The organism is Bacteroides sp. UBA939, assembly GCF_002293435.1.
GTDB lineage: Bacteria > Bacteroidota > Bacteroidia > Bacteroidales > Bacteroidaceae > Bacteroides.
On sequence record NZ_DBDF01000081.1, the window covers coordinates 57147 to 68269 of the forward strand.

Annotated in this window: 10 protein-coding genes; 8 read left to right on the top strand and 2 right to left on the bottom strand. The window is 45.1% G+C overall.

Annotated features, from left to right (window positions below):
- The first annotated feature begins 3 nt into the window (after positions 1–3).
- The 8 genes from B2Z67_RS05820 to proB all read left to right on the top strand — a co-directional run bounded on the left by B2Z67_RS05820 (position 4) and on the right by proB (position 8623).
- Positions 4–699, top strand: a complete 696-nt coding sequence (locus B2Z67_RS05820; RefSeq protein WP_291528874.1) for a DUF6089 family protein — start codon at positions 4–6, stop codon at positions 697–699.
- A gap of 4 nt (positions 700–703) precedes the next feature.
- Entirely contained in the window at positions 704–1438 is a 735-nt protein-coding gene (locus B2Z67_RS05825; protein WP_291528875.1) for an isoprenyl transferase, read from the top strand.
- Positions 1439–1466: 28 nt separating this feature from the next.
- Positions 1467–4106: an outer membrane protein assembly factor BamA gene (gene bamA, locus B2Z67_RS05830; protein ID WP_291528876.1), complete on the top strand. Its 2640-nt coding sequence runs from the start codon at positions 1467–1469 to the stop codon at positions 4104–4106.
- Positions 4107–4131: 25 nt separating this feature from the next.
- Positions 4132–4647 carry an OmpH family outer membrane protein gene (locus B2Z67_RS05835; protein ID WP_291528877.1) on the top strand — a complete coding sequence of 172 codons (516 nt, stop codon included), beginning with the start codon at positions 4132–4134 and terminating at the stop codon, positions 4645–4647.
- A 134-nt stretch (positions 4648–4781) separates the two neighbouring features.
- Positions 4782–5285 carry an OmpH family outer membrane protein gene (locus B2Z67_RS05840; protein WP_291528878.1) on the top strand — a complete coding sequence of 168 codons (504 nt, stop codon included), beginning with the start codon at positions 4782–4784 and terminating at the stop codon, positions 5283–5285.
- Positions 5286–6209: 924 nt separating this feature from the next.
- Entirely contained in the window at positions 6210–7049 is an 840-nt protein-coding gene (murI, locus tag B2Z67_RS05845; protein ID WP_291528879.1) for a glutamate racemase, read from the top strand.
- A 191-nt stretch (positions 7050–7240) separates the two neighbouring features.
- Complete coding sequence (locus B2Z67_RS05850) at positions 7241–7477, top strand: DUF2007-related protein (protein ID WP_291528880.1); 237 nt, start codon at positions 7241–7243, stop codon at positions 7475–7477.
- 63 nt (positions 7478–7540) lie between these two features.
- The gene (gene proB / locus B2Z67_RS05855; RefSeq protein ID WP_291528881.1) at positions 7541–8623 is read left to right on the top strand and encodes a glutamate 5-kinase; all 1083 of its coding nucleotides are present in this window, start codon (positions 7541–7543) and stop codon (positions 8621–8623) included.
- 239 nt (positions 8624–8862) lie between these two features.
- On the opposite strand, the gene B2Z67_RS05860 is transcribed toward proB, so the two are convergent.
- Together B2Z67_RS05860 and B2Z67_RS05865 are read right to left on the bottom strand one after the other, a co-directional pair.
- Entirely contained in the window at positions 8863–9834 is a 972-nt protein-coding gene (locus B2Z67_RS05860; RefSeq protein WP_291528882.1) for an alpha/beta hydrolase family protein, read from the bottom strand.
- Between the two features lie 192 nt (positions 9835–10026).
- Positions 10027–11007 (bottom strand): family 43 glycosylhydrolase, encoded by a 981-nt coding sequence (locus tag B2Z67_RS05865; protein ID WP_291528883.1) that lies wholly within the window; start codon positions 11005–11007, stop codon positions 10027–10029.
- Positions 11008–11123: the final 116 nt, after the last annotated feature.

Here is an 11123-nt window from a genome sequence, read left to right on the forward strand (position 1 = left end):
GGTATGACTATTACAAGAAATATAAGGATAGGGTTTTGCTTACTCATGTTCCCGTTCTGCTGCATTACTGCGCAGGAAGAATATACATGGGAAATGGGAGGAGCCATTGGTGGTAGTTTTTATATGGGTGATGCCAATAACAGTAGCCCTTTTAAAGACACCGGAATAGCGGGAGGTTTTGTTGCCCGGTATTTATTGAATCCTCGCATGGCAATAAAAAGCAATTTGGTAGCCGGAGTCATTTCCGGTGATACGAGAAGCTTTAAAAACATGTATCCTAATGAAGAATACGCCGCTTTTAAACGGGTCGTTTTTGATTTAGGAGCACAGTTTGAATATAATTTTTTTGGATATGGTATCGGTAATTCGTACCGGGGTGACCGTCGGTTTACACCTTATGTGTTAGGGGGATTGGGTTTTACATTTGCCCCGAAATGCTCAGCGACGGTCTTCACAGTAAATCTCCCTGTGGGAGTAGGTGTGAAGTATAAAGTAGCCCCGCGTATCAATATAGGATGCGAGTTTACGACGCGGTTCAGCCTCAGTGATCGGTTAGACGTCACTCAAAAAAAAGGCTTGCAACTGGAAGATCCGTACCAGATAAAAGGAAAAGGTTGGAAGAACAAAGACAGTTACTCGTTTACAGTCTTTTTTGTTACTTATGACTTGTTTCCAAGATGTAAGGAATGTAACAACTAAAAAGATGCAATATAAAGAACTAATTGATTTGAGCCGGATACCCCAACATGTGGCAATTATCATGGACGGTAATGGTCGGTGGGCAAAACAGCGTGGACATGAACGCAGTTATGGTCACCAGGTCGGTGCTGAAACTGTGCATTTAGTTGCTGAAGAAGCTGCCAGGTTGGGTGTTAAGTATCTGACTCTATATACGTTCTCAACCGAAAACTGGAATCGTCCTACGGATGAAGTGACAGCTTTGATGGGACTCCTTATCGAATCTATCGAAGAAGATATTTTCATGAAGAACAATATAAGTTTCCGGATTATCGGAGATATAGATAAACTGCCTGCGAACGTACAGGAACGCCTGTATAAATGCGTTGAACATACTTCTTATAATACAGGTATGTGCCTGGTTCTTGCACTCAGTTACTCTTCCCGCTGGGAAATTACGGAAACCGTCCGGCAAATAGCTGCTTTGGTGAAGGAAGGTGAGTTGACACCCGAACAAATCGATTGTGATTTAATAGCAAAACACCTGTCTACCAGCTTTATGTCAGATCCGGATCTATTGATACGTACCGGTGGAGAAGTCCGGTTAAGTAATTACCTGCTTTGGCAATGTGCTTATTCGGAACTCTATTTTAGTGAAACCTATTGGCCGGAATTCCGGGAAGAAGAATTCTGCAAAGCTATCTACGACTACCAGAAACGGGAGCGCAGATTTGGCAAAATCAGTGAGCAAATTAATTAAACTCAAACATATTTAATCAAAAACATAAATGCACTATCGTATTTTCTCTATACTCACAGCGCTTTTCTGCCTTTTCGGTTGCGTATTGACAAGTGTGGCTCAAGAAGCTAATGACACGAATGACGCACCAAAACCGGTTATCCTCTATTCGGGATCACCCAAGAAGTATGAAATTGCAGAAATCAAAGTAGAAGGAGTCAAGAACTATGAGGATTATATACTCATTGGTTTATCCGGATTGTCTGTCGGACAAACGATTACAATACCGGGTGATGAAATCACTCAAGCTTGTAGACGTTATTGGCGTCATGGATTGTTCTCCAATGTCCAGATTACTGCGGACAAGATAGAAAAAGACCGAATTTGGTTAACTATCCACCTGACCCAACGCCCGCGCGTATCGGATATCCGTTATTTCGGCGTGAAGAAATCGGAACGCGAAGATTTGGAGAGTAGGGTTGGATTGATAAAGGGCAACCAGATTACCCCGAACCTTATTGACCGCGCCAAAACGTTGATTAAGCGTTATTTCGATGATAAAGGTTTTAAGAATGCGGAAGTTATCATTTCGCAGAAGGATGATGTGTCCAATGAAAACCAAGTGATCGTTGATATCAACATCGACAAGAAAGAGAAAGTAAAAGTGCATCAAATTACAATCGTTGGTAATGAAACTCTCAAGACTAAAAAGTTGAAGCGAATCATGAAGAAGACCAACGAAAAAAATAAGTTGCTCAATATTTTCCGTACTAAGAAGTTTGTAGAAGAAAATTTCGAGGCTGATAAACAATTGATTCTTGACAAGTACAATGAATTGGGCTATCGTGATGCCATGATTGTGGCAGACAGCATTAAGCCCTATGATGACCGCACTGTAGATATCTTTATGCAGATAGAAGAAGGACAGAAATATTATCTTCGTAATGTTACGTGGGTAGGAAATACGCTATATCCTTCCGAACAGCTAAACTTTATGCTCCGCATGAAGAGAGGCGATGTGTACAACCAGAAGTTGCTGGAAGAGCGCACTACCTCGGATGATGACGCTATCGGTAATCTTTATTATAATAATGGTTATCTGTTCTATAGTCTTGATCCGGTTGAGGTAAATATAGTAGGTGATTCTATTGACCTGGAGATGCGTATCTTTGAGGGCCGTCAAGCTACCATTAATAAAATAACTATCAACGGTAATGACCGTTTGTATGAGAATGTAGTACGTCGTGAACTCCGTACCCGTCCGGGTGATTTGTTCAGTCGTGAGGACTTGATGCGTTCTATGCGTGAAATGCAACAGATGGGACATTTTGACCCGGAACAAATCAAACCCGATATACAACCAAGGCCGGAAGATGGTACGGTAGATATTGGTTATGACTTAGTATCCAAGGCTAACGACCAGGTAGAATTCTCTGCAGGTTGGGGACAAACCGGTATCATCGGTAAGTTGAGTCTGAAATTTACGAACTTCTCGCTTGCCAACTTGTTGCATCCGGGTGATAACTATCGCGGTATCTTACCGCAAGGTGACGGTCAGACTTTGACAGTCAGCGGACAAACCAATGCTAAATATTACCAATCCTATAGTATTTCATTCTATGATCCGTGGTTTGGCGGTAAACGTCCGAATGCGTTCTCCCTGTCGGCGTTCTACTCTGTACAGACGGATATTAGTAACAATTACTACAATTCAGCATACATGAACAACTATTATAATAGCTATTATAGTGGTATGTATGGTTATGGAATGTATAATTACGGCAATTACAATAGCTATGAAAACTATTACGACCCCGACAAGTCAATCCAGATGTATGGTGCGGCTGCCATGTTCGGTAAACGTTTGAATTGGCCGGATGACTATTTCCAATTCACAGCCGAGTTGTCATTTCAACGCTATATCCTGAGCGATTGGCGGTACTTCCCCGTGACAGACGGAAATTGCAACAACTTCAGTTTGAATTTGACATTATCACGCAGCTCCATTGATAATCCTATTTATCCCCGTTCGGGTTCCGAGTTCTCGCTGTCGGTACAGCTTACTCCGCCTTACTCTTTGTTTGACGGGACTGATTACAGTAAATACAATACCAATAGGCAGGAAGACATGAACAAGATGCACAAGTGGATTGAATATCACAAGTGGAAATTCAAATCAAAGGTGTATATCCCGTTGATGGATCCGATGTCCGTTTCACGTACGCCTGTATTGATGGGACGCGTAGAATTTGGTTTGTTGGGGCACTATAACCAGTATAAAAAATCTCCGTTCGAGACATTTGACGTAGGTGGTGACGGTATGACCGGTTATTCCAGTTATGCTACCGAAAGTATCGCCCTTCGTGGTTATGAAAACAGTTCGTTAACCCCGTATGGTGAAGAAGGTTACGCTTACACTCGTCTTGGACTTGAATTAAGATATCCGCTGATGTTGGAAACAAGTACCAGTATTTATGCGTTGGGCTTTGTAGAAGCCGGTAACGCATGGCATAATGTAAGTAAATTCAATCCGTTTGAATTGAAACGTTCTGCCGGTATTGGTGTGCGTATCTTCTTGCCGATGATTGGTATGATGGGTATCGACTGGGCTTATGGTTTCGACAAAGTATTTGGTGCTACACAATATGGTGGCAGTCAGTTCCACTTTATTTTGGGACAAGAATTCTAATGTATAACAAAAAAAACGAAGCATTATGAGAAAGTCTGTCTTGTTAATAATCTTGCTGTTTGCCGCAGGCATGACAGCTAATGCACAAAAGTATGCGTTAATAGATATGGAGTATATCCTGAAAAATATCCCTGCTTACGAACGTGCGAACGAACAGTTGAACCAGGCTTCTAAGAAATGGCAAAGTGAAGTCGAGAAAGTTGCCGAAGAAGCCAAAACATTGTACACGAATTATCAATCGGAAGCCGTATTCCTTTCCGAAGAACAAAAAGGGAAGAAAGAGGAAGCGATTGTCACTAAGGAAAAAGAAGCAGCCGAACTGCGTCGCCAGTATTTCGGCCCCGAAGGAGAGTTGTTCAAGAAGCGTGAGAGCTTGATGCAACCCATTCAGGATGAGATTTATAATGCAGTTAAGGAGATATCCGAGCAGAAAGGTTATTCTATGGTGGTCGACCGGGCATCCGCATCAAGTATCATTTTTGCTTCCCCGCAAATTGATATAAGCAATGAAGTGCTCTCAAAGTTAGGATATTCAAATTAATTTCATACATTTGTCCCGCAAATATAGAAGATATGCTTCAGCAATCAAAAAGTACTCTTATTTGTATTACTTCTTTATTTGCGCTATATTTGTACAAATACAATGACTAATTATTAAAATAAACAATAAATGTTATGCTAAAGAAAATCGCACTACTCGTAGTAATGTTCGCTCTTCCTTTGGGAGCGATGGCTCAGAAATTTGCTCACATGAACTCTCAGGAGGTTATTATTGCAATGCCTGAATACACAAAAGCACAAGCCGATCTCGAAGCTATGTCTAAGCAGTATGTAGAAGAGATACAACGTTCTCAGGAAGAGTTTAATAAAAAGTTGCAGGATTTCCAGCAACAGGCCGACTCTCTGCCGAGAAATATTGCAGAAAGACGTCAGAAAGAATTGGAGGACATGGCTCAAAGGCAACAACAGTTCCAGCAGGATGCTTCTCAATCTATGCAGAAAGCACAGCAAGATGCTATGGCTCCTATCTACCAGAAATTGGATGATGCTATCCAGGCAGTGGGCAAAGCAGAAGGTGTAACTTATGTTTTTGATATGGCTCGTACTCCGATACCTTATATTGGATCGGAAAGTGTGGATGTTACTGCTAAGGTAAAAACCCAATTAGGCATCAAGTAGAAAAATATATAATTGTTGTTTTTGGATTGAGAAAGGCGTGGACAGTATTATGCAGTCCATGCCTTTTTTTCTTCCTCTAACTCCTGCAGTATGAATAATGCAGACTAACTAAGGTCTTGGAGTTGCGGTGCCTTTCAACAAGCGATACCTTTAGTTCCGATAGGTAATGCCTTTAGTTCCAACAAGTGATACCTTTGGTTCCAACAAGCGATACATTTAGTTTCAGCAGGTTGAAACTTTTAGTTTCATTGCGATGGAACTAAAGGTTTCATTGCATTGGAACAAACAGTTTCATTGCGATGAAACTAAAATCGCGCCCTGTCCGGTGCAGGATATATGCCTGCTCGGTGCAGGATGATGCAGGATGATGCAGGATGGGAGATAGATGGGAGATGTGTTGCAGATGTGTGGCAGATAAGGTATCTGCAACACATCTGCAACGGGTATCTGCAACGCTCTAATTTGTTTATTATCAGATAGATACTGGCAAAAAGGTGGCAGATGGCAGATAAAAATCGATTTTCAACTTTATGGAGGTGTTTTGAGTTGGAGTTTTGGACTGCAATTCCTAACCTACATTATTCATAGTGTAAGTGCTTCGTAATAATTATTTGTACTATAAATGAGAATTTAGCGGTGACTCTGTGTTCAAACATAAATTCTCATTTATGACAAGACACTTATGAATAATGCAGGCTAACGAAGTGATAACTCCTCTAACTCCTACAGTAGGAATAATGCAGGTTAGTAGTAGTTGGGACACTACTACTAAGTAATTCGAACAGTATTGAGAAAGGGAGATTTGACTCATGCGGTGTAACTTGTGCACCGGAAATTCAGGGTGAGCTGAAAGTTTGTTATTCAACCGGTATAAAATACGGATGATTTCATGTACATTTGCAGAGTGTACGTATAGATTTTATCATGAAACAACAATTACCAACTACTCCCGGCCCTATCGGCGTATTCGATTCAGGATACGGTGGATTGACCATCCTGAGCAAAATACGGAAGGCTTTACCTCAATACGATTATATCTATTTAGGAGATAATGCCCGCACGCCCTACGGTACGCGCTCCTTTGAAATTGTATATGAATTTACCTTGCAGGCGGTAACCAAACTATTCGAAATGGGCTGCCACCTTGTAATCCTCGCCTGTAATACAGCGTCGGCCAAAGCGTTGCGTAGTGTACAAACTAACGATTTGCCGAATATGGACCCCACACGGCGTGTACTGGGCGTTATCCGTCCCACGGTGGAATGCATTGATACGATTACGTCCAGCCGTCATGTAGGGGTACTTGCCACGGCGGGAACCATCAAGTCAGAGTCTTATCCGCTGGAGATACATAAACTTTTCCCGGATATCCGGGTACACGGAGAGGCGTGCCCGCTATGGGTGCCGCTTGTCGAGAACAATGAGGCGGAAGGAGATGGGACGGACTACTTCGTCCGTAAATACATAGACGAACTTCTTGCTAAAGACGAGCTTATAGATACCGTTATACTCGGTTGTACGCATTACCCCTTGCTGCTACCCAAGATACAGAAGTATATGCCGGAGAATATAACTACAGTAGCCCAGGGAGAACTGGTGGCGGATAGCCTGAAGGACTATCTGCACCGCCACCCGGAGATGGACAGGAAGTGTACCAAAGGGGGAAACTGTACTTATTACACTACCGAGGCGGAGGATAAGTTTATCGAGTCGGCTTCTACGTTTCTGAATCAGGAAGTGAGTGTACAGCGAATTGAATTATAATTCGTGCTTAAGGAGTTAGCCTGCATTATTATACTTCAGGAGTTAAAGTAGTTATCACTTCGTTAGTAGTTAAGGAGTTAAAGCCGATACTCCTGATTCGCATATATCACTAAACTTAAGCAACAAAACGAATCTTTTCTCCGAAATACTTGTTATATTTGTAATACAGAAACATACTAATTCATACCATTATGAAAGCAACAGACAATAGTCGTACAGTTGAAGTGTTTAAAGGTTCGCCGTGGGAGGCCGAACTTGTTAAAGGATTACTCGAAAACAGTGGTATAGCAACTATCATTAAAGATGGTCTCATGGGTACCATTGCCCCTTATATAGCGCCGGATGTAACAATCCTTGTCAGTGAAGAACAGTACGAAGGTGTTATGGAGATAATACGTGAGCGCGGTAAAGGGGGCGATGAAGAATAATTCCTCCTTTAAAACCACATACGGTCCTTCCTTTAAAACTACAAAAGAACAATACAACAACAGATGAATCAATCATTTTCGAGAATTGCCGTCAAGGTAGGCAGCAACGTATTGACACGTCGCGACGGCACTCTGGACGTGACGCGTATGTCTGCCCTGGTAGACCAGATAGCCGAACTGCATAAGGCGGGAGTAGAAATCATCCTCATTTCATCCGGGGCTGTAGCGTCCGGACGCAGTGAAGTGCACCCCGCCAAGAAGCTGGACAGTGTAGACCAACGCCAACTTTTCTCTGCCGTGGGGCAGGCAAAACTTATCAACCGGTATTACGAACTGTTCCGGGAGCATGGCATCCCTGTGGGACAGGTGCTGACCATGAAAGAGAACTTCGCCACCCGCCGGCACTACCTCAACCAGAAGAATTGCATGACGGTGATGCTTGAGAATGGTGTTATCCCTATTGTTAATGAGAACGATACTATCTCCGTAAGCGAGCTGATGTTTACGGATAATGACGAATTGTCCGGATTGATTGCTTCTATGATGGATGCGCAGGCGCTGATTATTCTCAGTAATATTGATGGTATATATAATGGTGTGCCGTCTGACCCTGCTTCGGAGGTGATTCGTGAGATAGAACAGGGTAAGGACCTCTCGTCGTACATTCAAACTTCCAAGTCGGACTTCGGGCGCGGTGGTATGCTAACCAAGACTAACATTGCCCGCAAGGTGGCGGATGAGGGTATCACGGTTGTTATTGCTAACGGCAAGCGGGATAATATTCTGGTCGATTTGATACAACATGCGGAAGATACGCTATGCACGCGTTTCGTTCCTTCTGCCGATCCGGTATCCAGTGTTAAGAAGTGGATTGCGCATAGTGAAGGGTTTGCTAAGGGGGAATTGCATATTAATCAGTGCGCCACTGAGGTGTTGAATTCTGATAAGGCGGTCAGTATCCTGCCTATTGGTATCACCGCTATTGAAGGAGAGTTCGAGAAGGATGATATTGTGCGGATTGTCGACTTTAAGGGGAATCCTATAGGGGTAGGAAAGGCTAATTGTGACTCCAGGCAGGCGCTGGAGGCGATGGGCAAGCATGGAAAGAGGGCGGTGGTGCACTATGATTATCTTTATATTGAGTGAGGCTGGAGAGTAATAATAAGAATTTATGCTTGAATGCAGAAGCACAGAGTTCTTTTATTGAACACAGAGGCACGGAGACACAGAGTTTTCTTTTTCTATTAAGAAGAGAACCTTAATAAGAGTACACAGAGAGGGGGCGACTACGTCGCAGAGAAAGAAAACTCTGTATCTCTGTGTCTCCGTGCCTCTGTGTTCAATAAAAGAAAAGAACTCTGTGCTTCCGTGTTCAAGTCTCGTTACTACTTCTTCGCTTCCGGCTGATGGCTCACGATAAACTCCACTATGGGTTGCGGGTCTTCGAGGCCGTGCGGATGGTGACCGCAGCCGGGTTTTATAATCAGTTCCACTGTTCCGCCCAGGGCTTGGTAGCGGTTGCGTACTACAAGCATGTTCTCTTCGATGGGGACGCTGAGGTCGGCGTCGCCGCAGACGCTGATGATGGGGACGCCGGCTTTGGCCAACGGTTCCAGGTTGTCTATCGGGTTGCCGTCGAAGCGGTCGAGGGTTTCTTCGGTCAGTTCCCATTCCTTCAGCAGGGTTTCCCAGGATCTTTTATGGAGTTTCTTCAGGCAGGTGAATACGTCGCAAAGGGGGGCGTCGAGGTAGAGGCAGGCGATGCTGTTGGGGTTGCGGGAAGCCCAGATGAGGGAGTAGAGTCCGCCGCGGCTGAGGCCTTCCATTACGACTTTGGAGGAGAGGTGGTGGTTTTCGACCATTTCTTTGTAGAAACTGTTGCCCAGTTTGATGGAGCGGGGGCTGGCGTAGTCGTTCGTGACGTCGAGGTAGGCTACGTGGAAGCCTCTCTCGAGCAGGGCTTTGTCGGCGTTGGAGAAGGCGTCGAAGAAGGCAGGACGCCATATCCACGGATTGCCCGGGGCGGCTTTGAGGGGGGCGACGACGATGGCGTCACGTCCCTCGAACTTGAAGTCGTAGCGGTCGCCTTCGTGCCACTTGCTTTTGGTGCCGGGGAAGGGGACGTGAACTGAGGCGCCGGAGGGGGCGTGATGAACTGAACTGCCGGAGGAGGCGTGATGAACCGAAGTACCGAGAGAGGCGTGGTGAACCGAAGTGCCAAGAGAGGCGTGGTGAACCGAAGTCTCGGAATCGACGTTAGTTACGCTGACGGTCTTTACTTCTTTGGTCGTTTCCTGTGCAATTGCCGGCAGGGAGAATGCTGCTGATAACAGGAAGAGGTGGATTAGATGAGTCATTTTGAATTATGAATTTTAAATTTTGAATTATGAATTGGCTGCGCGATGCAAGCAATCTTTTAGGCGCGGATTACGCGGATGAACGCGGATTCTTTTTTCTTGGATGATAATTTATCGGGGTGATGATGTTGTTGATATTATTTGTATTACTCATTTTAGGCTATGGGTGCTTGAAAGCTTTCTTTTTCCCGCTCACTTCCTCTGCTCCACCATCCGAATCGTCCCGTCCTCATTGTGATAGAGCCGGTCTACGCAGATGGAGCGCAGCCAGTCGTGGTTGGACAGGGCGCTGTTGTGATAGAAGGCGAACCATTCTCCTTTGTATTGCACGATGGAGCCGTGGTTGGTGTAACTGTCGGTAGGCTCCATGTAGATGCCCATTGACTTCCAGGGGCCGAGCGGACTGTCGCTGATGGCATAACGCATACGGTTGTCACCTTTCACGCCGTCGTTCCAGTTCTCGTCGTGGTTGTCGGAGTAAGAGAGGTAGTACTTGCCGTTGTGCTTGTGTATCCATGCGGCTTCGTGGAAGTCTTCGAGGCCTACCATGTCTTGCATTTCGCCGTCCAGTTCCACCATGTTATCTTTCAGCTTGCCGCCTTTGCAGATACCGCCGCCGCCATTATAGATGTAGGGCTTGCCGTCGTCGTCGACAAATACGCAGGGGTCTATCAGTGGGGACATGCCTTCGATGTAGCCTTGCACGGTGAAGTCGCTGGCGGGGTGCTTGCTGGTGGCTACGCCTATTTTCCAGCTGTTGTTCCATTCCGTGTCGCTGGGATGGGGGAAGTAGTAGTAGTAGGTACCGTCTTTGTAGGCGCAGTCGGGTGCCCACATGAAGCCGCCTTCCTTGCGTCCCCAGGGGACTTGGGAGGAGTTGAGGATTTCGCCGTGGTCGGTCCAGTTCACCATGTCGTCGGTGGAGAAGACGTGGTAGCGGTCCATGAGGTCGCAGCCGCGGGGAGGGGCGATGTCGTGGGAGGCGTATACGTAGAGGCGTCCGTCTGCCCAGACGTGTGCCGAGGGGTCGGCGGTGTACATGTGGGTGATGAATGGGTTGGGCGCCATGCTGTCGATGGTGGCTTGCTCTTCGGTTGAGGAAGTTCTCTTGGGGGATTGGCAGGAGAGGGTGAGGGCTGCCAGGGTGAGAATGAGGTATGAGTATGTTTTCATTGGGGATATGTTTTTTTTGGTGATTAATGTAATTAGTGTGATTAGTGTGATTAGTGATTAATGTAATTAGTGATTAGCGTGATTAGTATTTAGTAATAAGCAGTAGTATCTCTATT

Coding starts and splice junctions, on each gene's coding strand:
- murI (WP_291528879.1), top strand. CDS start 6,210: ATGAAACAACAATTACCAACTACTCCCGGCCCTATCGGCGTATTCGAT.
- B2Z67_RS05860 (WP_291528882.1), bottom strand. CDS start 9,834: ATGACTCATCTAATCCACCTCTTCCTGTTATCAGCAGCATTCTCCCTG.
- B2Z67_RS05825 (WP_291528875.1), top strand. CDS start 704: ATGCAATATAAAGAACTAATTGATTTGAGCCGGATACCCCAACATGTG.
- B2Z67_RS05850 (WP_291528880.1), top strand. CDS start 7,241: ATGAAAGCAACAGACAATAGTCGTACAGTTGAAGTGTTTAAAGGTTCG.
- B2Z67_RS05835 (WP_291528877.1), top strand. CDS start 4,132: ATGAGAAAGTCTGTCTTGTTAATAATCTTGCTGTTTGCCGCAGGCATG.
- bamA (WP_291528876.1), top strand. CDS start 1,467: ATGCACTATCGTATTTTCTCTATACTCACAGCGCTTTTCTGCCTTTTC.
- B2Z67_RS05820 (WP_291528874.1), top strand. CDS start 4: ATGACTATTACAAGAAATATAAGGATAGGGTTTTGCTTACTCATGTTC.
- B2Z67_RS05865 (WP_291528883.1), bottom strand. CDS start 11,007: ATGAAAACATACTCATACCTCATTCTCACCCTGGCAGCCCTCACCCTC.
- B2Z67_RS05840 (WP_291528878.1), top strand. CDS start 4,782: ATGCTAAAGAAAATCGCACTACTCGTAGTAATGTTCGCTCTTCCTTTG.
- proB (WP_291528881.1), top strand. CDS start 7,541: ATGAATCAATCATTTTCGAGAATTGCCGTCAAGGTAGGCAGCAACGTA.